The organism is Bradyrhizobium sp. 41S5, assembly GCF_011516665.3.
In the GTDB taxonomy this organism is placed as follows: Bacteria; Pseudomonadota; Alphaproteobacteria; order Rhizobiales; family Xanthobacteraceae; genus Bradyrhizobium; species Bradyrhizobium quebecense.
The window spans coordinates 1019455-1043665 of the sequence record NZ_CP083721.1 but is presented as its reverse complement, the minus strand read 5'-3'; the positions used below and the strand labels follow the sequence as shown (position 1 = coordinate 1043665).

25 protein-coding genes are annotated in these 24211 nt (G+C 64.7%); 6 read left to right on the top strand and 19 right to left on the bottom strand.

Annotated features, from left to right (window positions below):
• Positions 1–97: 97 nt before the first annotated feature.
• A complete protein-coding gene (gene argF / locus HAP47_RS04945; protein ID WP_173639190.1) occupies positions 98–1024 on the bottom strand; it encodes an ornithine carbamoyltransferase in 927 nt (308 codons plus the stop codon).
• On the bottom strand, positions 1024–2229 hold the full coding sequence (locus HAP47_RS04940; protein WP_173639191.1) for an aspartate aminotransferase family protein: 1206 nt from the start codon (positions 2227–2229) through the stop codon (positions 1024–1026). The genes argF and HAP47_RS04940 overlap by 1 nt, the downstream gene beginning before the upstream one ends.
• Before the next feature lie 486 nt (positions 2230–2715).
• Here HAP47_RS04940 and HAP47_RS04935 point away from each other — a divergent pair, with 486 nt between their 5' ends.
• A complete protein-coding gene (locus HAP47_RS04935; protein ID WP_021076557.1) occupies positions 2716–3228 on the top strand; it encodes a GcrA family cell cycle regulator in 513 nt (170 codons plus the stop codon).
• Between the two features lie 240 nt (positions 3229–3468).
• Here the strand turns inward: HAP47_RS04935 and phoB are convergent, their stop codons facing one another.
• The 13 genes from phoB to HAP47_RS04870 all read right to left on the bottom strand — a co-directional run bounded on the left by phoB (position 3469) and on the right by HAP47_RS04870 (position 15497).
• Positions 3469–4179 carry a phosphate regulon transcriptional regulator PhoB gene (gene phoB / locus HAP47_RS04930; RefSeq protein WP_016844067.1) on the bottom strand — a complete coding sequence of 237 codons (711 nt, stop codon included), beginning with the start codon at positions 4177–4179 and terminating at the stop codon, positions 3469–3471.
• A gap of 130 nt (positions 4180–4309) precedes the next feature.
• Positions 4310–5026 carry a phosphate signaling complex protein PhoU gene (phoU, locus tag HAP47_RS04925; protein WP_050403109.1) on the bottom strand — a complete coding sequence of 239 codons (717 nt, stop codon included), beginning with the start codon at positions 5024–5026 and terminating at the stop codon, positions 4310–4312.
• Positions 5027–5123: 97 nt separating this feature from the next.
• On the bottom strand, positions 5124–5945 hold the full coding sequence (pstB, locus tag HAP47_RS04920; RefSeq protein ID WP_173639192.1) for a phosphate ABC transporter ATP-binding protein PstB: 822 nt from the start codon (positions 5943–5945) through the stop codon (positions 5124–5126).
• Positions 5942–6787 (bottom strand): phosphate ABC transporter permease PstA, encoded by an 846-nt coding sequence (gene pstA, locus HAP47_RS04915; protein WP_173639193.1) that lies wholly within the window; start codon positions 6785–6787, stop codon positions 5942–5944. The genes pstB and pstA overlap by 4 nt, the downstream gene beginning before the upstream one ends.
• Positions 6788–6791: 4 nt before the next feature.
• Complete coding sequence (gene pstC, locus HAP47_RS04910; RefSeq protein WP_173639194.1) at positions 6792–7781, bottom strand: phosphate ABC transporter permease subunit PstC; 990 nt, start codon at positions 7779–7781, stop codon at positions 6792–6794.
• 226 nt (positions 7782–8007) lie between these two features.
• A complete protein-coding gene (gene pstS / locus HAP47_RS04905; RefSeq protein WP_173639195.1) occupies positions 8008–9018 on the bottom strand; it encodes a phosphate ABC transporter substrate-binding protein PstS in 1011 nt (336 codons plus the stop codon).
• A gap of 136 nt (positions 9019–9154) precedes the next feature.
• Positions 9155–10468, bottom strand: a complete 1314-nt coding sequence (locus HAP47_RS04900; RefSeq protein WP_173639196.1) for a sensor histidine kinase — start codon at positions 10466–10468, stop codon at positions 9155–9157.
• An 84-nt stretch (positions 10469–10552) separates the two neighbouring features.
• Positions 10553–11608, bottom strand: coding sequence for a lysylphosphatidylglycerol synthase domain-containing protein (locus HAP47_RS04895; protein WP_231168761.1), 1056 nt, complete (start codon positions 11606–11608; stop codon positions 10553–10555).
• Between the two features lie 344 nt (positions 11609–11952).
• The gene (locus HAP47_RS04890) at positions 11953–12180 is read right to left on the bottom strand and encodes a SelT/SelW/SelH family protein (RefSeq protein ID WP_173639197.1); all 228 of its coding nucleotides are present in this window, start codon (positions 12178–12180) and stop codon (positions 11953–11955) included.
• A gap of 19 nt (positions 12181–12199) precedes the next feature.
• Entirely contained in the window at positions 12200–13108 is a 909-nt protein-coding gene (locus tag HAP47_RS04885) for a haloalkane dehalogenase (RefSeq protein WP_173639198.1), read from the bottom strand.
• Positions 13105–13695 (bottom strand): TetR/AcrR family transcriptional regulator, encoded by a 591-nt coding sequence (locus HAP47_RS04880; RefSeq protein ID WP_173639199.1) that lies wholly within the window; start codon positions 13693–13695, stop codon positions 13105–13107. Before HAP47_RS04880 ends, HAP47_RS04885 begins: the two co-directional genes overlap by 4 nt.
• A 108-nt stretch (positions 13696–13803) precedes the next feature.
• Positions 13804–14100 (bottom strand): hypothetical protein, encoded by a 297-nt coding sequence (locus HAP47_RS04875; protein ID WP_173639200.1) that lies wholly within the window; start codon positions 14098–14100, stop codon positions 13804–13806.
• A gap of 2 nt (positions 14101–14102) precedes the next feature.
• Entirely contained in the window at positions 14103–15497 is a 1395-nt protein-coding gene (locus HAP47_RS04870) for an OmpA family protein (RefSeq protein WP_173639201.1), read from the bottom strand.
• Positions 15498–15666: 169 nt separating this feature from the next.
• On the opposite strand from HAP47_RS04870, the gene HAP47_RS04865 reads away from it, so the two are divergent.
• Positions 15667–16725, top strand: coding sequence for a polysaccharide deacetylase family protein (locus HAP47_RS04865; RefSeq protein ID WP_173639202.1), 1059 nt, complete (start codon positions 15667–15669; stop codon positions 16723–16725).
• A 12-nt stretch (positions 16726–16737) separates the two neighbouring features.
• On the opposite strand, the gene HAP47_RS04860 is transcribed toward HAP47_RS04865, so the two are convergent.
• Complete coding sequence (locus HAP47_RS04860; protein WP_173639203.1) at positions 16738–17451, bottom strand: sulfite exporter TauE/SafE family protein; 714 nt, start codon at positions 17449–17451, stop codon at positions 16738–16740.
• Positions 17452–17650: 199 nt separating this feature from the next.
• On the opposite strand from HAP47_RS04860, the gene HAP47_RS04855 reads away from it, so the two are divergent.
• The 4 genes from HAP47_RS04855 (at position 17651) to HAP47_RS04840 (ending at position 19778) form a co-directional block, all read left to right on the top strand.
• Positions 17651–17881: a hypothetical protein gene (locus HAP47_RS04855; RefSeq protein ID WP_173639204.1), complete on the top strand. Its 231-nt coding sequence runs from the start codon at positions 17651–17653 to the stop codon at positions 17879–17881.
• 252 nt (positions 17882–18133) lie between these two features.
• The gene (locus HAP47_RS04850; RefSeq protein WP_173639205.1) at positions 18134–18934 is read left to right on the top strand and encodes an SDR family NAD(P)-dependent oxidoreductase; all 801 of its coding nucleotides are present in this window, start codon (positions 18134–18136) and stop codon (positions 18932–18934) included.
• Positions 18935–19176: 242 nt separating this feature from the next.
• On the top strand, positions 19177–19485 hold the full coding sequence (locus tag HAP47_RS04845) for a type II toxin-antitoxin system RelB/DinJ family antitoxin (protein WP_173639206.1): 309 nt from the start codon (positions 19177–19179) through the stop codon (positions 19483–19485).
• Positions 19482–19778, top strand: coding sequence for a type II toxin-antitoxin system RelE/ParE family toxin (locus tag HAP47_RS04840; RefSeq protein ID WP_173639207.1), 297 nt, complete (start codon positions 19482–19484; stop codon positions 19776–19778). The genes HAP47_RS04845 and HAP47_RS04840 overlap by 4 nt, the downstream gene beginning before the upstream one ends.
• A gap of 46 nt (positions 19779–19824) precedes the next feature.
• On the opposite strand, the gene HAP47_RS04835 is transcribed toward HAP47_RS04840, so the two are convergent.
• From HAP47_RS04835 to boxC, 3 genes are all read right to left on the bottom strand, one after another.
• A complete protein-coding gene (locus HAP47_RS04835; protein WP_173639208.1) occupies positions 19825–20664 on the bottom strand; it encodes an alpha/beta fold hydrolase in 840 nt (279 codons plus the stop codon).
• Positions 20665–20902: 238 nt separating this feature from the next.
• Complete coding sequence (gene boxB, locus HAP47_RS04830; protein WP_173640655.1) at positions 20903–22339, bottom strand: benzoyl-CoA 2,3-epoxidase subunit BoxB; 1437 nt, start codon at positions 22337–22339, stop codon at positions 20903–20905.
• A 169-nt stretch (positions 22340–22508) separates the two neighbouring features.
• Positions 22509–24197 (bottom strand): 2,3-epoxybenzoyl-CoA dihydrolase, encoded by a 1689-nt coding sequence (gene boxC, locus HAP47_RS04825; RefSeq protein ID WP_173639209.1) that lies wholly within the window; start codon positions 24195–24197, stop codon positions 22509–22511.
• Positions 24198–24211 lie beyond the last annotated feature (14 nt).

The following is a 24211-nucleotide window of genomic DNA, read 5'->3' as shown; positions in this document are numbered from 1 at the left end:
TTTGTCGCGGCACGAGGTGTCTGCCCATGTGCCTTTTTCGCAGGCCGCGGCGTATGGGTCCCTGCTTTCGCAGGGACGACGGCATTGATGTCGTCGGCTACGCGACCGTGTCGAAACACCAGGCCAGAATGCCCTTCTGTGCATGCAGGCGGTTTTCCGCCTCGTCGAACACCACGGATTGCGGGCCGTCGATCACCTCGTCGGTGACCTCCTCGCCGCGATGCGCGGGCAGGCAGTGCATGAACAGCGCGTCCGGCTTGGCGAGCGACATCAGCTTGGCATTGACCTGATAGGGCTTCAGCACGTTGTGGCGGCGCTCGCCCTCCTTGTCGCCCATCGACACCCAGGTGTCGGTGACGACGCAGTCGGCGCCGCGCACGGCGGCTTCCGGATCGGTGCCGAGCATGATCGGCGCGCCGGTGGCCTTGATCCAGTCCCGCATCGGCTTCTTGGGCGATAGCTCGGGCGGCGTGGCGATGTTGAGATTGAACTTGAACCGCTCGGCAGCGTGCGCCCAGGAGGCCAACACGTTGTTGTCGTCGCCGGTCCAGGCCACCGTCTTGCCTTCGATCGAGCCACGGTTTTCCTCATAGGTCATGAGGTCGGCCATCACCTGGCAGGGATGCGAACGCCGGGTCAGGCCGTTGATGACGGGCACGGTGGCGTGGGCGGCGAGCTCGAGCAGCGCGTCATGGTTGAGGATGCGGATCATGATCGCATCGACATAACGCGACAGCACGCGCGCGGTGTCGGCGATGGTCTCGCCGCGGCCGAGCTGCATCTCGGCGCCGGTCAGCATGATCGATTCACCGCCGAGCTGGCGCATGCCGACGTCGAACGACACCCTTGTGCGGGTCGACGGGCGCTCGAAGATCATCGCCAGCGTCTTGCCTTCGAGCGGCTTCCTGCCCTTCTCATGCGCCTTCAGCTTCGCCTTCATGGCGGCTCCGGCTTCGAGCATGTTGCGCAGTTCGGCGAGCGGCAGCTCGTTGATGTCGAGGAAGTGACGGACCGGCTTGCTCATTATCCAGCCGCCTTCTTCGGCTGCGGCGCCGATAGCACAGAGCAGGCACGCTCGAGCGCCGTGATCGACTGGTCGATCTCGGCCTCGGTCACGATCAGGGGCGCCAGGAACCGCACCACATTGTCGCCGGCGCCGACGGTGAGCAGCTTCTCGTTGCGCAGCGCGGCGATCAGATCGCCCGACGGCACCACCGCCTTGACGCCGATCAACAGGCCCTCGCCGCGCACCTCCGACAGCACGCCGGGATAGCGGTCCACGACGGAAGCGAGCTTCTGCTTGAGCAGCAGCGACATCTTCTGCACGTGCTCGAAGAAGCCGGGCTTGAGCATGACGTCGAGCACGGCATTGGCGGCGGCGACCGCGAGCGGATTACCGCCGAAAGTCGAGCCGTGCGAGCCCGGCGCCATGCCGGCCGCAGCGTCCGCGGTCGCCAGCACCGCGCCGATCGGGAACCCACCGCCGAGCGCCTTCGCCAGAGACATCACGTCCGGCGTGACGCCGGTGCGCTTGTAGGCGAACAGCTCGCCGGTGCGGCCCATGCCGGTCTGCACCTCGTCGAACGCCAGCAGCAGGCCATGCTCGTCACACAGCGCGCGGAGCGCCTTGAAGAACGCCTGCGGCGCCGAGCGCACGCCGCCCTCGCCCTGCACCGGCTCGATCAGGATGCCGGCGGTGTGCGGGCCGATCGCCTTCTTGACCGCCTCGATGTCGCCGTGCGGCACCTGGTCGAAGCCGTCCATCGGCGGGCCGAAACCTTCGAGGTATTTCGCCGAGCCGGTCGCAGCCAGCGTGCCCAGCGTGCGGCCATGGAAGGCGCCTTCGAAGGTGATGATGCGGTAGCGTTCGGGATGGCCCTTGGAGAAGTGGTGGTGCCGCACCAGCTTGATCACCCCCTCCATCGCTTCGGCGCCGGAATTGCAGAAGAACACGAAGTCGGCAAAGCTCTGCTCGCACAGCCGCGCGGCAAGCACCTCGCCGTCCGGGCTCTTGAACAGGTTCGACATGTGCCAGAGCTTGGTCGCCTGCTCCTGCAGCGCCTTGACCAGATGCGGGTGCGCATGCCCGAGCGCGTTCACCGCGACGCCCGAGGTGAAGTCGAGATAGCGGTCGCCGTTGGTTGCGATCAGCCAGGCGCCCTCGCCGCGCTCGAAGCCGAGATCGACCCGGGCGAAGACGGGGAGCAGATGCGACGAGGCGTTGGTCATGGCGTTCACTGCCGGTTTGAAACCGTCAATCGCCGCGCGCCTTGACGCCTACGCAGCAACCGCCAGCTTCGGAAAACAAAACGGCCGCCTTTGCGGGCGGCACGTGCGGGACATTCTATGCGGCGGCCGGTAAGTGTCAATCGCCAGGAGCCGGCCTTTGCTGGCCTTCCTGCAATGCGAAACCAGCGCAATCCGGAGCGGTGGAAAAGCCTCACAGCAATGCTTAACTTTGCGGGAACATGTGGACGCACGGCCGCGGACTCTTGCGCCAGAGTCACGCCATATTGTAGCGTTTGGCCTGTCGGGTACGACATCTCGTGCGGCAGTACTGGACCCTCTAAGTAGCCTTCGTGTCACGCGTAAACGTTCGGGCGCAACACCGTGCCCGGCGAGGGCTAAGGGATTCTGGCCGCAGGGATATTTGTCCAGATTGGCTCGCAGCGCCGCTCCGATGAGTGGCCGGCGCCATGCGAAAGGAAGAATGCGATGACTGTATTGACCTGGTCCGACGATCGCGTCGAGCAGCTGAAGAAGCTCTGGGAATCCGGCCTCTCGGCCAGCCAGATCGCGGCGGAACTTGGCAATGTGACGCGAAACGCCGTGATCGGCAAAGTACATCGGCTCGGCCTCTCCGGCCGCGCCAAGGCCCCCTCCACGGCTGCGCCGCGGCAGCGCAAGGCCCGTCCCGCCCAGCACATGATGCGGGTGGCGCGCCCGGTGTCGCGCGGCAACACCGCGCTGGCGCACGCCTTCGAGGTCGAGATGGAGCCCGATCCGATCTCCTTCGACAACGTGGTGCCGATGAGCCAGCGGCTGTCGCTGCTCGAGCTCAACGAGGCCACCTGCCACTGGCCGGTCGGCGATCCCTCAAGCCCGGAATTCTTCTTCTGCGGCGGCAAGGCGCTCGCCGGCCTGCCCTATTGCGCGCATCACTCGCGCGTCGCCTACCAGCCCGCCGCCGATCGCCGCCGGCCGTCGGCCAAGCCACAGATCAAGTAAGCACTCGGGAAACTGCCTGGACTGCAAAAACAAATCCCCGCGAAAGCGGGGATTTGTTTGTGTGATCGTAGCGCGGAACTATCCACCAGCGTCGTCCCGGCGAAAGCCGGGACCCGTAACCCCGAATGCGTATTGTTAGAAAGCCGTCTGGCCGCGTGCCCATTGCGGCGGCCGCGGCGTATGGGTCCCGGCTTTCGCCGGGACGACGCCGTGTTGCGGCTTGAGGTTGCCATGCAGGCCTTACGGCTGCGGCTCGGCCTTCGCGAAGCGGTCGTCGAGCGCATAGCCGGCGCCGCGCACGGTGCGGATCGGATCCTGCTCGCGGCCCGGATTGAGCAGCTTGCGCAGGCGGCCGATGTGCACGTCGACGGTACGCTCATCGATATAGATGTCGCGGCCCCAGACGCTGTCGAGCAGCTGCTCGCGGCTGAACACGCGGCCGGGATGCTCGAGGAAGAATTCGAGCAGCCGATACTCGGTCGGACCGAGATCGATCGGACGTCCCGAGCGCGCCACGCGGCGCTTCTCGCGGTCGAGCTCGATGTCGCCATAGGTCAGCACGGTCGCAAGCCGCTCCGGGCTCGCGCGGCGCAGCAGGCCCTTCACCCGTGCCAGCAATTCCGGCACCGAGAACGGCTTGACGATGTAATCGTCGGCGCCGGTGGCAAGCCCGCGCACGCGCTCGCTCTCCTCGCCGCGCGCGGTCAGCATGATGATCGGAAGCTGCTTGGTCTCGGGCCGCGCCCGCAGGCGGCGGCACAGCTCGATGCCGGACAGGCCCGGCAGCATCCAGTCCAGTACCACGAGGTCGGGAACGCGCTCCTTCAGGCGGGTGTCGGCATCGTCGCCGCGCCCGACCGTTTCGACATCGTAGCCTTCCGCATCGAGGTTGTAGCGCAACAGTGTCGTCAGCGCTTCCTCGTCTTCGACTACCAGAATGCGTGCGCTCATCGGTTCAAGTTCTCTCTCTGTGGTGATCCGTTGCCCAGACGCAAACCGAAACGCTTACTTTCCTGAGCATAATCCCCGCGGAAACGACTTGTCGTGAAGACAATCCGGCTCCGCGCTCGCGGATCATGTCCTAGGTACCCGGCACAGTGGTGGCAAAATTGGTCATGTCGCCCTTCGGGCGCTTGTCGGTGATCTGCTGGCCCTCGATCATGTAGAACACGGTCTCGGCGATATTGGTGGCGTGATCCCCGATCCGCTCGATGTTCTTGGCGCAGAACATCAGATGTATGCAGAACGAGATGTTGCGCGGATCCTCCATCATGTAGGTCAGCAGCTCGCGGAACAGCGAGGTGCAGATCGCATCGACCTCCTCGTCGCCCTTCCAGACGTTCATCGCCGCCGGCAGATCGTGCGCGGCATAGGCGTCGAGCACCGACTTGACCTGCGACAGCACGAGGTCGGTCATGTGCTCCAGGCCGCGGATCAGCTTCAGCGGCTGGAAATCGCTTTCCAGCGCCGCGACGCGCTTGCCCATATTCTTGGCGAGGTCGCCGATCCGCTCGAGGTCGGTGGCCACGCGCATCGCGCTGACGATTTCACGCAGGTCGATCGCCATCGGCTGGCGGCGGGCGATCGTCAGCACCGCGCGCTCTTCGATGACGCGCTGCAGATTGTCGATCTCGATGTCGGCGGCGACCACGCGCTTGCCAAGCGCGACGTCGCGACGGATCAGCGCGTCGACCGACTCGGTAATCATCCGCTCGACGAGGCCGCCCATCTCGGCGACCAGGCGGGTCAACTCCTGCAGGTCGCTGTCGAATGCCTTGGCGGTATGTTCAGAAGCCATCGCTTGTCTCCCTCATGATCCCGAGGATCATGATTTGGTGTCCTCAGTTTCGCATGATCCGATCGGAAAACCGGTGCCCACTTTTCCGGATCATGCTCTAGCCGAACCGGCCGGTGATGTAGTCCTGGGTGCGTCGATCGCTCGGCGAGGTGAAGATCTTGTTGGTGTCGTCGAACTCGATCAGCTCACCGAGATACATGAACGCGGTCTTGTCGGAGACGCGCGCCGCCTGCTGCATGTTGTGGGTGACGATCGCGATCGTGTAGTCCTCGGAGAGCTCCTGGATCAGCTCCTCGACCTTGGCGGTCGAGATCGGATCGAGCGCCGAGCACGGCTCGTCGAACAGGATCACCTCGGGCCGCACCGCCACGGTGCGCGCGATGCACAAGCGCTGCTGCTGGCCGCCGGAAAGCGACAGGCCGGAGGCGTTCAGCTTGTCCTTGACCTCGTTCCACAGCGCGCCGCCGCGCAGCGCCTTCTCGACCCGGTCGTCCATCTCGGACTTCGAGATCTTCTCGTAGAGGCGGATGCCGAAGGCGATGTTCTCGTAGATCGTCATCGGGAACGGCGTCGGCTTCTGAAACACCATGCCGACCCGCGCGCGCAGCAGATTGAGGTCGAGCTTGGGATCGAGAATGTTGGTCTGGTCCAGCATCAGCTGACCGGTAGCGCGCTGGCCCGGATAAAGGTCATACATCCGGTTGAAGATCCGCAGCAGGGTCGACTTGCCGCAGCCCGACGGACCGATGAACGCCGTGACGCGGTTGGTGCCCAGCGTCAGGTTGATGTTCTTCAGCGCGTGGTGCTCGCCGTAATAGAAATTGAGGTTGCGCACCGTGACTTTCGGCGGCGCTTCCGGCAGCGGCGTATGCGGTGCAACGTGGCTCGGGTTACTGGTTGAAACGGAGAGCTCGGTCATTTTGCGGCCCTTTCGGCACCAAGGATACGCGCGCCGATATTCAGCGCGAGCACGGTGAATGTGATCAGCAGTGCGCCGCTCCACGCCAGCTCTTTCCAGTAGGCGTAGGGGCTCTGCACGAAGTTGTTGATGGTGACTGGCAGGTTGGCCATCGTCTTGGTCAAGTCCCAACTGAAAAACTGGTTCGACAGCGCGGTGAACAGCAGCGGCGCGGTCTCGCCGGCGACGCGGGCGGTCGCCAGCAGCACGCCGGTGATCAAGCCGCTACGCGCAGCACGATAAGCGATCCGCTTGATCACCAGCGAGCGCGGCAGGCCGAGCGCGGAGGCCGCCTCGCGCAGCGGATTGGGCACCAGCAGCAGCATGTCCTCGGTGGTGCGCAGCACGACCGGGATCACGATCACGGCGAGCGCGAGACTGCCTGCGATCGCCGAGAAGCCGCGCATCGGCACCACCACCGCGCCGTAGATGAACAGGCCGATGATGATCGAGGGCGCGCTGAGCAGGATGTCGTTGATGAAGCGGATCACCGAGGTGAGCTTGTCGTGCTTGCCGTATTCGGCGAGGTAGGTGCCGGCGAACAGGCCGAGCGGCGCGCCGATGCCGACGCCGATCACCGTCATGATGACGGAGCCGACGATGGCATTGAGCAGGCCGCCTTCGGTCGAGCCCGGCGGCGGCGTGTTCTGGGTGAACAGCTGCACGCTGAGGCCGGCAAGACCGTTGTAGACCAGAGTGAACAGGATCAGCGCCAGCCAGGTGACGCCGAACAGCGCCGCGCAGACACAGAGTGCGCGAATGACGATGTCGCTGCGGCGGCGGGATTTGTAGATCGGGTTCATAACGCTATTTCCCCGCTTTCGTTTCAAGCCGCATCAGCATCAGCCGGGCGCCGGCGAGCACGAAGAAGGTCAGGACGAACAGCAGGAGGCCGAGCAGGATCAGGCCGGACTGGTGCAGGCCGTCGCTCTCGGCGAATTCGGAGGCGATCGCCGCCGAGATCGTGGTGCCCGGCGCGAAGATCGACGACGAGATGCGGAACGAGTTGCCGATGATGAAGGTCACAGCCATGGTCTCGCCGAGTGCGCGGCCGAGCGCCAGCATGATGCCGCCGATCACGCCGACCCGGGTGTAGGGGATCACGACGCTGCGGACGACTTCCCAGGTGGTGCAGCCCATGCCGTAGGCGGCCTCTTTCAGCACCGGCGGCACGGTCTTGAACACGTCGACCGAGATCGCGGTGATGAAGGGCAGCACCATGATGGCAAGGATCAGCGCGGCGTTGAACAGGCTGAGATAGGACGGCGGCCCTGCGAACACCGCGCCCAGCACCGGGACGCCCTCGAACATTCGGATCATGAAGGGCTGGAACGTGTTGGCCAGGAACGGGCCCAGCACGAAGAAGCCCCACATGCCGTATATGATCGAGGGGATGCCGGCGAGCAGCTCAATGGCGATGCCGATCGGGCGGCGCAGCATTTGCGGGCACAGCTCGGTGAGGAAGATGGCGATGCCAAGACCGACCGGAATCGCGATCATCATCGCGATAACCGAGGTGATCAGGGTGCCGTAGATCGGGCCGAGTGCGCCGAGCACCGGCGGATCTGCCGAGGGCGCCCAGCGCTGCGTCCAGATGAAGGCTAAGCCGTACTCCTTCATCGCCGGCCAAGCGCCGACGATCAGCGACAGGATGATGCCGCCGAGGATCAACAGAACCGAAATCGCCGAGATACGGGTGATCCAATAGAAGGTGAGATCACCCAGCTTGAAGGCGCTGAGGGCCTTGGCGCGATCGTACGGTCCCGCGGCTTCCATCACATCGCTCTGAACAGCCATGTCTGCCACGCCAATCCCCTCATTACTATGTGAAAGCAACGCAAACCGCTACGCCCCGAAGCGATCTCTACTGACGCATTTGGCCGGGCGTCGTTCCGGCTTGCGCCTCCGGGGCGCGAAGCCGGGGCCCCACCCGCGCGTCTTGCCGCGGTGAGGGAGCCCGGGTCTCTATTGATCAACCTGTGCCGCCGGCAGGCGGCACAGGCCTTGTTCGAAATCGTTAGACTTAGCTCTTGATGTCCGAGGACCAGGTCTTCTCGATCTGCTGGATGACATTGTCCGGCATCGGGATGTAGTCGAGCTCTTCGGCCATCTTGGCGCCGTTCTTGAACGCCCAGCGGAAGAACTTGAGAGCTTCCTGGGAGGCCGCCTTATCCGTCGCTTCCTTGTGCATCAGGATAAAGGTCGACGCGGTGATCGGCCAGGACTTGTCGCCGGGCTGGTCGGTCAGGATCACGTAATAGCCGGGCGCATGAGCCCAGTCAGCGTTGGAAGCGGCCGCCTGGAACGCTTCGACCGTCGGCTGAACCGTCTTGCCACCCTTGTTGACCATGCCGGTGTAAGTCAGCTTGTTCTGCTTGGCGTAGGCATACTCGACATATCCGATCGAGTTTTTGGTCTGGCCGATGTTGCCGGAGACGCCCTCGTTGCCCTTGGCGCCGACGCCGGTCGGCCATTCCACCGCGGTGCCTTCGCCGACCTTGCTCTTCCAGTCAGGGCTCACCTTGGAGAGATAATTCGTGAAGTTGAAGGTGGTGCCGGAACCATCCGAGCGGCGAACCACCGTGATCGCGTCCGAGGGAAGCTTCACATTCGGATTGAGCTTCTTGATCGCCGGATCGTCCCACTTGGTGATCTTGCCGAGGTAGATGTTGGCGAGCGTCTCGCCGTCGAACACCATGTCGCCGGGCTTCACGCCCTCGAGATTCACCACCGGAACGATCGCGCCCATCACCATCGGCCATTGGACGAGGCCGTCCTTCTCGAGCTGCTCGGCCTTGAGCGGCATGTCGGTCGCGCCAAAGGTGACCGTCTTGGCCTGGATCTGCTTGATGCCGCCGCCGGAGCCGATGGACTGATAGTTCAGGCCATTGCCGGTGTCCTTCTTGTAGGCGTCAGCCCACTTCGAATAAATCGGGAACGGGAACGTTGCGCCCGCGCCGGTAATATCGGCAGCGAAGGCCGACGCCGAAGCGGCGACCAGGCCGGCAGCGACGATAGCTTTGATGAAATTCATGGGGTGGTCTCCATCTTGTGAGCGAAGCGCCAATTGCGCCCGATCGCGCTCACACCGGTCCATCTAGGAGCGGTCGGTGCCGCTTTTACGAAGGTTGGATGACAGTTGGATGACAGCACTAAGCGACTGAAAACGCTTAGCTTTGGGTCGGTAACGGGGTCTTCGGCCGGGGAAAACAGGCGGTAAAGGTCGCGCCATTGTTCGGCACGCTCTCGATCAGAAGACGCCCGCGATGACGGTTAAGAATATGTTTCACCAGCGATAATCCGAGGCCGGTTCCGCCCTGGTTACGGCTGTCGCCGACGTCCACCCGGTAGAACCGCTCGGTCAGCCGCGGCAGGTGCTCCGGGGCGATGCCGGGGCCGAAATCCCGTACCATGACACGGATTTCGGGGCTCCCCTCACCCGATGCGCTCGAAACGGTCTGATTGAGCGACACTATGACGCGGCCGCCCGAGGCGCCGTATTTGAGGGCATTCTCGATCAGGTTCTCGAACAGGCGGAGCAGTTCCTCGCGGTCGCCGGCGATCGTGACCGGGGTCGCCGGCAGGTCGACGTCGATCTCGACCTGGCGCTCGCTGGCCAGCACCTCGAGCCCGTCGGCCACCTGGCGGATGATCGGCACGATATCGATCGACGCCTCGGGCCGCACATGGGCCGACAACTCGACCCGCGACAGCGACAGCAGGTCGTCGATCAGCCGCGCCATGCGGGTGGCCTGGGTGTGCATGATGCCGAGGAAGCGCTCGCGCGCCCGGGCGTCCTCGCGCGCCGGCCCCTGCAGCGTGTCGATGAAGCCGGACAAGGCGGCGAGCGGCGTGCGCAACTCATGGCTGGCATTGGCGACGAAATCGGCGCGCATCTCCTCGACCCGGCGCAGCGGCGTCAGATCGTGGAAGGTCATCAGCATGCATTTCTCGGTGCCGCCGAACTGGGTCGGCACCGGCACCGGCGTAATCACCAGTTCCATCCAGCGATCGACCGGAACGTGGTCGGAGTAGGTGGCGCGGCGCGGCTCGGTGGTCGCGATCGCCTCGCGCAACGCAGTGATAATCTCCGGCGAACGCAGGGCAAATTGCGCCAACTCGTTCTTGCGCAGGGCCGGCGCCAGCTGGGCCGCGGCGGCGTTGAGATGGATGACGCGGCCGGCGCGGTCGAGCAGCACGGCCGGGTCCGGCATGCCGGCGACGACCGCGCTGACGGCGGTCGCCTCGACCGGATTGCCGTGGCGGACATCCTCGCGCGAGGTGCCGGCATCATGCAGCCGCCATGGCACCAGCGCCGCAGCCGCGATGCAGACGAACACAGCGCAGGCGCGCACCAGCGACAACTCGCCGAGCGCGACCACCACGCTCAATGCCAGCGCTGCGGCAAGCAGGATCAGCGCGGAATGGCGCAAGCGGTCGGGCCAGGGCGAGAAGATCGAATGCGGCGTATCGTCAATGGCCATCGCGGCGGCTTTCTTCCCGTCGGTTCATGTCTCGCCCAGGCGCGGTCAGATCGACCGTCCCTCGGGAGGCATCGGGCCGCGTCATCAGACCCCGGAGTCACCGCGCTTGCGAACCAGAACCGCCTCGTGGTGCGGCTCAGTGCGGGGCCCCGAATCAGTCTGCGGCAGCCGTTTGAGTCGGGCGCCGACGATAACCTCCCGAAACGTCAGCAAGATTACAGATATGACGAACGGCGCAATATAGTAGAGCAGCCGGAACAGCAGCATGCCGCCGAGCAGGTCCTCGCGGTCCATCTGCCAGAGGCCGACCAGCATGGCGGCGTCGAACACCCCGAGCCCGCCGGGGGAGTGGCTGGCGAAGCCGAGCAGGGTCGCCGACACGAAGATCACCGCGACCACGACGAAGCCGAGATTGGGCTCGTCCGGCACCAGCACGTACATCGCCAGCGCGCAGAAGCCGAGGTCGACGATGCCGATCGCGATCTGCAGCAGCGTCAATGGGCCGCCCGGCAGGGTCACCGTCCAGGGACCGCGGCCGACCACCCGGGGCTGGGTCCAGACCCAGACCACATAGGCGACCAGCGCAATGATGATGCCGAGCGCCAGCGCGCGGTTGAGCCAGGGCGGCAGCTGGTCGATGTTGGCTGCCGCTTCCGGATGATAGGCGATGCCGAGCCCGAGCACCGCGGCATTGCCGAGCCAGAAGGTCAGGCCGGCGAGAAAGCAAATCTTGGCGACGTCGATCGCGTTCAATCCCCAGGCCGAATAGATCCGGTAGCGCACCGCGCCGCCGGTGAAGACGCTGGCGCCGACATTGTGCCCGATCGAATAGGAGGTAAATGCCGCGAGCGCATTGATGCGATAGGGCACGTGGGCGTGACCGATCGCGCGCACCGCGAACAGATCGTAGAAGGTCAGCGTGAAGTAGCCGGCTGCGACGAACAGTCCCGCTAGCGCGATTTGTCGCGGCTCGGTGCTCTTGATGGCCTCGAGCACCTCATTGGTGTCGATGCCGCGCAGCATGTGATACAGGACGTAGCAGGCGATGCCGATGACGGCGATGCTGACGACAACACCCAGCCGATGCAGGATTTGCTTCTGGCGCAGAAACGCCATCGCCCTGCGTATTGCTTCCAGCATCTAGACCTCGAATTGCGATCCCGCGACGACGGCTCCCGGGCGAACCCCGCCGGCGCTTCGCTGTGCCCCGACCCATGTAGCGCGTTTTAAGCCGGAGTGGAATTCGTCAAACGACAATAAAACGCGCATCTTCAAGATATTAGGGATGATTCATGACAGCGGGTGCACAAATATGCGCGTTTCTCGCCACCTTCGACAAGACTTGACAGCGACGTGCGGCAGTTAGTCCGGCGAACGGCTACGCAAGGCCATCCGGGAAACTACGGGGAGCGAGAGCGACGCCGCAGCGCCTGCGCAGCGAAAATCGCCGCCGCGACGGCGATGAGACAAGCCTGCGTAGATTTTTATGCCCGTCCCGCAGCCACTGCGGTGACGATTTCGGCGGCATCCGGGAAATGCCCCTTGGCGCGCTTGGCGATCACTTTGCCGTCAAGCTTGACCTCGAAGACGCCGCCCTTGCCGGGCACCAGCTCTGCATCGAGCCCAAGGCGTTCGCGCAGCAGCGCGGCGGCCTCCCTGGCGCGCTTCTCGTAGCCGCAGGGACGGCAATAGGTGATCGAGAGATCGGTCATGGCGCGTTCTCCCATCCGCTCAGGCTGCAAGGTGCTGGGCGCTCGCGGCCTCGATGCCGGCGATCCAGCCGGCGACCGAGCGACCGATCGCTTCCGGATGATCCTCCTGCAGGTAGTGCGCACCGGCGCCGAGCTGGATGACCGCGCAATGCTGCAGCCGCGCCGCGAAATCGGCGGCAAAGGCCGGCGACACCAACGCGCCGGGCGAGCCGGTGAACAACAGCTTCGGATAGGTCGATGCTGCAAGCGCCGCGTGTGCCGCGGTCAGCGCCTGATAGACGTCGGCTGGCTCGCCCGCAATCGGCAGCTCGCGCGGCAGCATCAAGGTCGGCTTGCGGCTCTCGCGCGTCGCAAACGGCGCGCGGTAGGCTTCCATTTCCTCGTCGCTGAGCGTGCGCAGGATCGAGCCGGGCAGCACGCGCTCGACGAACGCATTGTTGTCGAGGACCATCGCTTCGCCGACGCCCGGCGTGCGGAATTTGCGGAACGTCTCCCGGGCGGCCTGGTGCTGGTGGAAGTCGGACCAGTCCCGCATCGGGCGGATGAACTCCATGAAAGCCAGCCCACGCACGAGTTGCGGCCGGCGCGCCGCGAGATGGAACGCGAGCGCCGTGCCCCAATCCTGGGCGACGAGATACGCCGAGGTGATGCCGAGTTCGTCGATCAGCGCGTCGAGATAGTCAGCCTGGTCGAAGAAGCGGTAGGCGATATCGGGCTTGCCGGACTGACCGTAGCCGATCAGGTCGGGCGCGATGCAGTGCCCGACCGGCGCCACCAGCGGCATGATGTTGCGCCAGATGTAGGACGATGTCGGATTGCCGTGCAGGAACAGCACGTGCGGCGCGTCGCTGCGCCCGGTCTCGCGATAGGCCATCGTGGAGGCGAGCACGGGCCGGTGATGCAGGCTGATCTCGTCGGACATCGTCATGACAACTCCTTGAACACGGTTTGGAATGCGATCGTCTTGAAACGTTCGAGCGCAGCCGCGCTACGTTCGACCTTCATGCGCAGCATCGCGCCCTGCCAGGATGCGAGCAGGAAATCGGCCAGCTCATCGGCATCGAAGTCGGACGCGATTTCGCGCTTGGCCTGGGCTTCGGCGATGCAGGCGGCGAACGGCGCGCGCCATTCCCGGAAGATCTCGTCGAGCTGCTCGCGCAGCATCTCGCTCGAGCCCGACGCCTCGAGGCTGAAGTCGCCGATCAGGCAGCCGCGGGTGAAGCCGTCATGCGCAAGCTTGCCGGTGATCAGATCGAGATAGCGCCGGAGCCTGTCGCGCGGCGGCAGCGTCGTGTCGCCGAGCGCTTCGGCGACGAGGCCGCGCACATAGAGGAAGTAGCGGTCGAGCACTTCCGACGCGAACAGCTCCTTCGAGCGGAAATGGTTGGTAAACGAGCCCTGCGGTGCGCCGGCAGCCGCGGTGACGTCGCGCACGCTGGTGCCGTGATAGCCGGTCCGGAACATTTCCTTCAGGCCGGCGTCGAGGATGGCATCGCGCAGAGAGGGTTTTGGCATGAGGCCATCTAATACGTACGTACGTATTGACGTCAAGCGACAAAAGGCGTGCGGCTCGCTCCGTGCTTGGCGACGCCACTCAGTCCTGCTGGGTTAAGGGTTTAGGGGTCAGCTCGCTGGCCTGCTGCGCGAAACCACCCAGTCGCGCAGCCAGGAGCCGATCGCGCTACCGACGAGATAGAGCGCGAACATGACCAGGAAGAGATCGAGCCAGTAGCCGAAACGGCCGGGCACGACCCGCGCAAACGATGCCGCGACCAGCGCGGCGGCAAGCAGCGCGAGCCAGCGGATCCAGACCTTCGAGACGCCCTGCGCCCGATGCACCACCGCGATCCAGCCCATGCCGAAGCCGAGCAGCGCCGCGCCGAGCAGCCAACCCCAGACGAATGTCGCGAGCACGGTCATCGCTACTTCACCACGAATTCGATGCGACGGTTCTGCGCCTTGCCATCTTCATTCTCGTTGCCGGCGAGCGGCTGCGTGCTGCCGTAGCCGATCGGCGTGAAGCGGTTGGCAGGCAGTCCGGCGCGCACGAGGTAATCGACCACGGCCCGCGCGCGGCGCTCCGACAAGGCCTGGTTGGCCGCCTCCTCACCGTCGCTGTCGGTATGGCCGGCGACTTCGATCGTCGCATTGGGACAGCGCATCGCGGTCTCGATCAGGCGGTCGAGCAGACCTGCGGAGTCAGGGACGATGTCGGCCTTGCCGGACTCGAAGCGGATCTTGCCCTTGGAGAGGATCTCGGAAAACAGCTGCTGACACACCGTCGGATCGACCGGCGCCGCCGCCGGCTTCACCGTGACCTCGGCCTTGTACTGCCAGCCCTGCGGAAAATCCTTGCCGAGCCCGTCGCGGATCTGGCCGGCCGCGGCATCATAGAGCGCATCGCCCGACAGCTTGACCTCGCGGTCCGACACCACGAGCGTCCCGGTCGACAGTCGCGACAGCGCGCCGAGCGCAGGCACCACCGCCGCCGCAAATCCCGAGGGAGCGCCGATGCTGGCCTTGAGATTGTCGACCACCTTCTCGCTGAAGAACTTGCGGCCGGCGGCGGCGACCAGCGCGGCATGCACGTTGTTGTCGGGCACGTAGCCGGTCAGCGTCAGCGTCACCGCGACCGGATCCTTGTAGGCCTGGAACACGTAAGGCGGCGCCTTGATGTCGTTGGCGGCGATCGAATAGCCTTCCGGCAGGTTCTTCAGCGCCGCCGCGACCGCCTCGCGTCCGCCGAGCTCGCGCGCCATGCCGGCAAGAGCAACCTTGTTGTCGGTCAGCGTGATCTTGCCTTCCTTCAGCTTGCCGATCTGGTCGAGCAGCAACAGCGCCGCCGGGTCGAACCGCGACGGCGCGCCGCGGGCGAGCGCCATCTGATCCACCACCTCGACACCGCCGAGACTGGCCTTGGCGGCCTCGGTCAGCTTGCTCTTGCTCGAAGGCAGCGGCGCATTGCCGCCAAGCGTGACCCGCACCACGTCGCGCTCGGCTGACCACACAAAGGGCTTGGCTTCGGGAACGAGGCGGGTCTCGTCGTTGACCAGCCGCACGCCCGGCACGGCCTCGACCGACGCAACCGCGCTGAGACGGCCGTCCTCGGAGAAGGCATTGGCCGCAAACGTCACGTCGCGGCCGTCGACGCTGATGCGGCGCTTGTCGAGCACGGTGTCCTTGAGTGCGGCATTAGAGCGCGCAGCAAGATCGGCCTCGACCGTTCCTGTGCTGGTCCAGGCCGCGATGCCCCACAGGACGACCAGTGGAATCACCCCCGGCCACCACTTGCTACTCCACTTGAAAAGTCCGTGCATTCAGCGTCCTGCGGGTCTGGAACCAGAGAGAAATCAAACCCTTGGCCGACTGTCAAACCCCAAATCAAAGGCCATGGCGGGGGCGCCATATTGGATCGGGATAACAGTTTCTTCAGTGCTCTTTCGCTAAGTTTGCGACGGAATGCAAATCGGCCGGCCCGTGCCCCTCATGAAACAACTCCGCAACACCGTGATCCGTGCCGGGATGGAGGCGTTGTATTTCTCGGGTGCGCATGTCCTGCTGCGGCCGATCTTTGCCGGCGTCGGCGCCATCTTCATGCTGCACCATGTCCGCCCGCGGCGCGCCGACGCGTTCCAGCCCAACCATCACCTCGAGGTCACGCCGGACTTCCTGCGTGCGATGCTGACGCATCTGCGCGTGCTCGACGTCGATGTCGTCAGCATGGACGAGGCGCATCGCCGCCTCACCGAACGGAATTTCGCGCGGCGCTTCGCCTGCTTCACCTGCGACGACGGCTATCGCGACAACCGCGATTTCGCGCTGCCTGTGATGCGCGAGTTCGGCGCGCCGTTCACGGTCTTTGTCGCGAGCGATTTCGCCGAGGGCTGCGGCAAATTGTGGTGGATCGCGCTGGAGCGGATCATCGCGGCAGCATCGGCGATCGAGGTGCCGATCGCTGGCGTCATGACGCGGATCGATACCGCGACGCCGCAAGCCAAGCGCACAGCGTTCGGCCGCATGCACGACTGGTTGCGTTCGCTGCCGGGCGAGAAGGAGATGCAGGCCGAGATCTCCGCGCTGTGCGCCCGCCACAGCGTCGACGAGACCGGCATCGCGCGCGAGCTCTGCATGTCCTGGGACGAATTGCGCGGCTTTGCCGACGATCCGCTGGTCACCATCGGCGCCCACACCATCACCCATTGCAATCTCGCCAAGCAGAGCGAGACCATCGCATCGTTCGAGCTCGCCACCAGCCGGGCGCGGATCGAGGAGACGCTGCAGCGTCCGGCGCTGCATCTTGCCTATCCCTATGGCGACCGGATCGCCGCCGGGCCGCGCGAATTCGCGCTCGCCAGATCGATCGGCTTTCGAACCGCGGTGACGACGCGGCCGGGCATGCTGTTTCCCGAAAGCGCCGACCATCTGACCGCGTTGCAGCGGGTCTCGCTGAACGGCAATTACCAGGACGCGCGGCTCTTGCCGGTGCTGACATCCGGCGCCGCCACCGCGGTGTGGAACGGTTTTCGCCGCATCGACGCTGCGTGATCGAGCAACGCCCTAAACCACCAGCAGCAGTCCCGACACCAGCAACAGGCCGAGGATCACCCGCCTGAAGTTGGCCTCGTCGATGTTGCGAAAGGCAAAGATGCCGAGCCACGAACCGGCAAGCAGCGCCGGAGCGCCGAGCACGACGTCATAGGCGACCTTCATCGAGAGGTCGCGATGCAGCAGCATCATGACGAGCGCCGAAATCTGCATCGCGGCGATGAAGGGCTGCACGAGGCCGCGCTGCTGCTGCTTTGGCACACCATGGATATCGCACCAGATGGTAGGCATCGCGGTCAACCCGCCGATCAGGCCGCCGCCAAACCCGACCAGCGCGTTGCGGCCCTCGGGCAAACGGCCGTAGCCGATCGCGGGCCTGAACAGCATGTAGCCGGCATAGAGCGCGACCATGATCCCAAAGCCTTCGCGGAACGTCCGGCTGTCGATGTTGTGCAGCAGCCAGAGCGCAAGCGGGACGCCCAGCAGTCCGCCGACGATCAGCGACAGGCTCTGTTTCCACTGGATGTTGTGCCGAAGCGCCCACAGGTTGGCCGCCTGCACGCCGACGCTGCAGGCCATCATCAGCGGCACCGCCTCGGTTGGCGGCATCGCATGCAGCAGGATGGCGCCAGCGATCGCGGAAAAGGCAAAGCCGGCGAGACCGGACACAAAGGCGCCGCAGAACACCGCGGCGCTGAGCACAATAAATGACATGACGTCGGCCATGAATGGACCTCCGTTGACGACAGCGATGATGGATGGATCGCGAGAGCGCTAGTCGGTGTGAACCGTCCTCGCCTCTTGCGGCGCGGCCGCATCGGCCGTTGCCGCTGGCATCAGCAACGTCGCAGTGAGGAAGTGCAGCACAAAAAATCCGATTGCGATGGCAACAAGCAGCGTGATCTCGCTGACCTCCGGAAGCCGGATGACCGATTTGCGCGTCGACGACCGTTCAGTAACGGACATTGCGGCCGCCCTCCAAATTGGCGCGATGCCGGTCGGCACGGTCGATCAGATGCTGATATTGCTTGAGAACGCGTCGCGCCTGAATCCGCCGCGAATAGTGAATTGCGCCGACGATCGCTGCGAACAGTCCTTTCCGCCTTCGGCGAAACTGAATGGGGGTGACAGGCATCACACCGGCCACCGGCAATGAAATGTGCTTCATTATTGGAACTCCTTGATCTGGAATTCCACCCCTCGCGCATGATGCGGCAAAACCGGCTGACCAGTTTGTGCACTGCATCACATCTCAAGAAAGCTTGATCGACTCGACGGCCGCCCTTCGCGGGTAAACTGATCAGAAGATCGCCAGAGATCGAGCAGGTCGCGCGTTCGCCTGCCGCGGCGGTTCCTTGACTAGCTCCATCAACCCGGCCAGAACGCTTGGCATAGCTAAGGAGGCAACATGCTCAAGGATCTGTTCTCACTGAAGGGCCGCGTCGCACTGGTGACCGGGGGATCGCGTGGCATCGGCAAGATGATCGCGGCCGGCTTCCTCGCGCAGGGTGCCGCGAAGGTCTACATCACCGCGCGCAAGGCAGGTCCCTGCGAGGCCACCGCGCAAGAGCTCACCGCCGCCTATGACGGTGAATGCATCGCGCTGCCGATCGACATCTCGACCGTCGAGGGCTGCGACAAGCTCGCGAGCGAGATCATCAAGCGCGAGCCGAAGCTCGACATCCTGGTCAACAATGCCGGCGCAGCATGGGGCGCGGACTTCGACGAATTCCCGGAGAGCGGCTGGGACAAGGTGATGAACCTCAACGTCAAGTCGATCTTCTTCCTGACCAAGGCGCTGGCCAAGCCGCTGCGCGCCGCAGCCTCCCATGACAAGCCCGGCAAGGTGATCAACATCGCCTCGATCGACGGCATCTTCGTCAACCCGATGGAGACCTATTCCTATGCCGCCAGCAAGGCCGCGGTGATCCATCTGACGCGCCGGATGGCGACCCGCCTGATCAAGGACAACATCAACGTCACCGCGATCGCGCCCGGCGCGTTCAAGTCGGACATGAACCGGGCCGCGCGCGACCACGCCGACGAGGTTGCACAGCGCGTTCCGTCGCGGCGCGTGGGCAGCGACGAGGACATGGCGGGCACCGCGATCTATCTCGCCTCGCGCGCCGGCGACTATGTCGTGGGCAACACCATCGCGGTCGATGGCGGCGTGGTCTATGCGACCGCGGGGCTGGAGATCGCGGGATAAGCGACCGCGTAGCTCACGCGCATTAGAACATCGCCACGCGGCGCTTGGCAGCGAGACTGGTGATACACAAAGGGCGCCTCGCTCGCAGCGAGGCGCCCTTTCTCGCATGGAGCCCGATGGCACTGGGCCTCGCCAAGACGCGAGGCCACTTTCGTCACTGTGGTCACCCCCAGTTGCGGCTGTGACGCCTCTGGCGCATGTCATTCAGATGCATTACATTGAACGTGAGCAAGGAGATCGCTATGGCTTCGAATGCCCTGGTCCAAACCCGCATCGATGCGGACGTAAAAGAGAAGGCCACCGCGGTTCTGGAAAACATGGGTCTCACGGTGTCGGACGCGGTGCGGATATTGCTGACGCGCACGGCCAATGAAGGGACGCTTCCACTGGAGCTCGTCAGCAACAGCCAAGCTTACGACAGCTGGTTTCGCGAGAAGGTGCGCCAAGCGCTGGCGGATACACGGCCCAGTCTCGATGATTCCGAAGTCGACGCGCATTTCGCGCAACGTCGTGCCGCCGCACTTCGAAAAGCGGCGGAACGCAAACGGTGAAGCTCGTCTGGACGCGCTTCGCACTGTCCGATCGCGACGACATTTTCAGCTACATCGAGGCCGAGAATCCCCGTGCCGCGGTTCATGTCGATGAACAGATCGCCGATGCCGCGCGGCGCCTGCTCGACTTTCCTGACAGTGGCCGGCCCGGGCGTGTCGCCGGCACGCGGGAGTTAGTCATCCCGCGCACACCTTATGTCGCAGCGTACCTTGTCGACGGCGAGACCGTTCGCATCTTGCGCGTGCTTCACGGCGCGCAGATGTGGCCCGACGAACTTGCAAATGACGATTAAAGCCGGCTAAGCGACGAACGGCGAGGAGCGACCCTCTATTCGTCGTTCAAAGGCCCGACGCGAACGCGTCGACGAGCCGGTCGAACGCGGCGGCTCGTTCCCACTGCGTGGCGTGGCCGGCGCCGTCGACCACCTGAACCTGGCCGCGCCATAGCGTCGGCGCGGGCAGCCGTTGCAGATAGCCGAGTTCGACCATCTGCTCCTCGCTGCCATGCACGATCGCCAGCGGAATCCCGAGGCCGCGCACGATCTCGACCTCATCCGCGAAGCGGCCGGCCTGCACGCTGGCGCCGAGATAGCCGCGCGCATTGCCGTCGGTGCGGCGGAAATCGGTATCGACGAACGCGGGCAACGGCGCATAGTCCGGCGCGAACACCGTTTTCAGCCAGGCCTCGATCTCGACATCGCTGGGCGCCGGCGTGAACGTGGTGGCCGACAGCCCTTTGAACCCGGAGAACCCGTCCGGCGTCTTGGCGATCGGCGGCGTGCCGAAAATCATGAGCCCGGCCGCCATCGGCAAAGACTGGGCCGCGTTGAGCACGGCGTGTCCGCCGAGACTCCAGCCCACCACCACTGCATCCTTCAGGCCGAGCTCTTTTGCGGCCGCCGCAATGCAGCCGGCGTAGCCTGCACCCGAATAACCATGCTCCGGATCGGTCGCAGGCGATGAGCCGCCATGGCCGGGAAGATCGATTGCGACCAGCCGGTATTTGGCGCCAAGCGGCCCCTGGAGTTGCTTCTGCCAGATTCGGGACGACGACGAATTGCCGTGGATCAGCAAGATGTCGCGGCCGGTACCCGCGCTCTCGAAGCCCGCGATCGTCTGCTCACCGAACTGGAGCTTGAGCGGACGCAGGGTCGGCCCCGGAAAAATCTCTTCACTCATGATGGCCCCGCCGAAATTTCGAACCGCGGCAAGCGGCTGAAGCCGTCATTGCGGTTGATGTGTTGAAGCTGTGTGTGATCTCCGCGCGAAGGCATCGCGCTTGTCAAGCCGGGAAGCCCCAGCGCTTCATCGCGCGTGAGCGAACGCGCGTCTCAGAAAAAGAAAAGGGGCAAGCCAGGACCTTCTCGGCTTACCCCTTTTCGGCCCCTCCGGGAGGAGAGGAACTGCTAGCTGACAATCAGCTCTCGATCCTGACGTACTCGAAGTCGCCGGGCTTGTTGTCGATGCCGACCTTGGGCGGCGAGATCCAGGAAGCGAACTCGCCGGGCTCGGTCACCGGCTTCATCAGCGAGGCGATGAAGTCGCCGTCCGCGGTCGACGGCAGCCAGTCGTTCTTGCGCTTGGCCCAGGTGGCGTCGTCGATCAAGAGGCCATCGGGCGTCGCATGGACGTCCTTGAACTCGCCGATCTGGCGGTGGAAGGCAGTGTTCGGCACCGCGAGCTTGTAGTCGATGCCGGCAGTGGAGATCACCTTGTTCCAGCGCAGCATGCCCTTGACGCAATCCTGCGTGTAGTCGTCGCGCAGCCGCATGTTGAGCGCGGTCAGCGCCGGCTCGTCGACCATCTTGATCTGGCCGTCCACCATCTTCATGACCGGATAGGTCGAGCTCTTCAGCTGGTGATCGTCGTCGATCGTGGTTTCCTTGTAGCGGCCCTTGATGCCGGCGTTGAAGGCATTGGCCGCATTGGTCGACACTTCGGAGCCGAACAGGTCGAGCGACAGCGAATAGTGCAGGTTCAGCTTCTTCTGGATGGTCGGCAAATCGATCACGCCGAGCGCACGGACCCTGGCGATGTCGTTCGGATCGGTGATGCCGGCTTCCGTCATCGCATCGCAGGTGCGCTGCACGACGCGGGTGATGCCGGTCTCGCCGACGAACATGTGATGGGCTTCCTCGGTCAGCATGAAGCGGCAGGTGCGTGACAGCGGATCGAAGCCCGACTGCGCCAGCGAGTGCAGCTGCATCTTGCCGTCGCGGTCGGTGAAGTAGGTAAACATGAAGAACGACAGCCAGTCCGGCGTCGCCTCGTTGAAGGCGCCGAGCATGCGCGGCGAATCCGCGTCGCCCGAGCGGCGACGCAGCAAATCGTCGGCCTCCTCGCGGCCGTCGCGGCCGAAATACTTCTGCAGCAAATAGACCATCGCCCAGAGATGGCGGCCTTCCTCGACATTGACCTGGAACAGATTGCGCATGTCGTAGAGCGAGGGCGCGGTCTTGCCGAGATGGCGCTGCTGCTCGACCGAGGCGGGCTCGGTGTCACCCTGGATCACGATCAGGCGGCGCAGCATCGCACGATGCTCGCCGGGGACTTCCTGCCAGGCCGGCTTGCCGTAGTCTTCGCCAAACGGGATGACCCGGTTCTCTTCCTGCGGTGCGAGCAAAATGCCCCAGCGATATTCGGGCATCCGCACATAGTCGAACTTGGCCCAGCCGCGCGGATCGACCGAATAGGCGGTGCGCAGATAGACCAGCGATTCCTGGAATCCTTCCGGCCCCATGTCGCTCCACCAATCCATGTAGCCGGGGTGCCAGCCCTCCAACGCCTTCAGCACCTGGCGGTCTTCGGCGAGATTCACGTTGTTTGGAATCTTGGTCGAGTAATCGACGTTCATGATGTTCATGGCCGTGCTCCTTGGTATCGGTTCGACGTCTATCGTGTCTTGCTCAACCGTCATCCTGAGGAGCGGCGTCTTCGCCGCGTCTCGAAGGATGCTGGCTTGCTCCCAATCATCCTTCGAGGCTCGCTCACGCTCGCACCTCAGGATGACGGCGTCATTTGCCTCAAACTCGCGTCATGTCGAATTGCGCCTTCTGGCCGGTGCCGTAGCGGCGCAGTGCGCCGTCTTCGCCGACCGCGTTGGGCCGCTGGAAGATCCAGTTCTGCCACGCCGTCAGGCGCGAGAAGATCTTCGATTCCATGGTCTCGGGACCGACGAAGCGCAGATTGGCTTCCATGCCGGTGAGGCCGTCGGGCGAGAACGAGGTGCGCTCCTCGAAGAACACGCGGACCTCGTCGTCCCAGTCGATGTCGTCGAGCGCGAAGGTGACGAGGCCGAGCTCCTCGGCCTCCTCCGCATCGAGCGCCTTGCCGATCGAGGCCTGCGCCCGCTCCAGATCCATCGGGTCGGCCTGGAAGCGCGATTGCAGCCGGGTCAGACCGTGGCTCATCGGATAGGGCCCGAAGTTCATCGCCGTCAGTTCGATCGCCGGCGGCGGGCGGTTGTCGCCCTGCTTCTGGCCGATCAGCATGTAGGAGCGGTCGGCGGCGAACACGAGCTCGGCCAGGGTGCCGACGAAGCAGGAGCCGGGCTCGACCAGTGTCACCAGCGTGCGCGAGGTGACGTCGATGCGCTTGAGCACGCGCTTCCAGTAATGCCTGACCTCATTGACCAGCCAGTGCGCCTTGTTGGCCTCCAGGAACGCATCATAGGACACGACGTTGGCGCGGTCGCCATGGCTCTTGAACACCAGCATCGCGGTCTCGAGCTCGTTGATGCGCAGATGCAGGATCGCATCGTCGAGCTCGCGGGCGACCTGCAGCGGCCAGAACGAAGCGCCCTGCGCGATCATGCCGTCGATGTCGGCAGGCGCTGTGGTTTCCGGCGCCTTGATCGAGATGGTGGCGATGCGCGCGGCGCGATCGATGTCGACGCTGACGAAGCCGTAGCGGATCGCGCTGTCGTCGATGGTGCGCGTCAGTGGCGCCAGTGCGATGCCTTTGCCCGCCCCGTTGCGCTTCGACCTGGCGGCGAATTCCTTGACGCGCTCGGCGAGCTTGCCCTCGAGCTTGGAGTTCGGCGCGATCTCGTCGACCAGCCGCCACTGCACCGCGCGCTTGCCCTTGATGCCTTCCTCGATGGTGCAGAAGAAGTCGGCGTGGTCGCGGCGCACCTTGCGCTTGTCGACGACGCGGGTCAGGCCGCCGGTGCCCGGCAGCACCGCAAGCAGCGGCACTTCCGGCAGCGCGACCGCGGCGGCGCCGTCGTCGGCCATCATGATGTGATCGGTTGCGAGCGCCAGCTCATAACCGCCGCCGGCCGCGGTGCCGTTGACGACGGTGATGAAGCTCTGGCCGGAATTCTCGCTGGAGTCTTCCAGGCCGTTGCGGGTCTCGTTGGTGAACTTGCAGAAGTTGACCTTGTGGGCGTGGGTGGAGCCCGCCAGCATGCGGATGTTGGCGCCGGCGCAGAACACGCGGTTCTTGCCCGAGCGCATCACCACGACCTTCACCTCGGGATGCTCGAAGCGCAGCCGCTGCACGGCGTCGGCCAGCTCGATGTCGACGCCGAGATCGTAGGAGTTCAGCTTGAGCTGATAGCCCTCGAACAGGCCGGCGTTCTCGTCGACGTCCATGGTCAGCGTCGCGACGTCGCCCGCGATGTCGAGCTTCCAGTGCCGGTAGCGCGACGGGTTGGTCTGGAAGTCGATGTACTTCGCCCCGCCTGCAAGGACGCGATCGTCACCAGCCATGGGCCACCCTTATC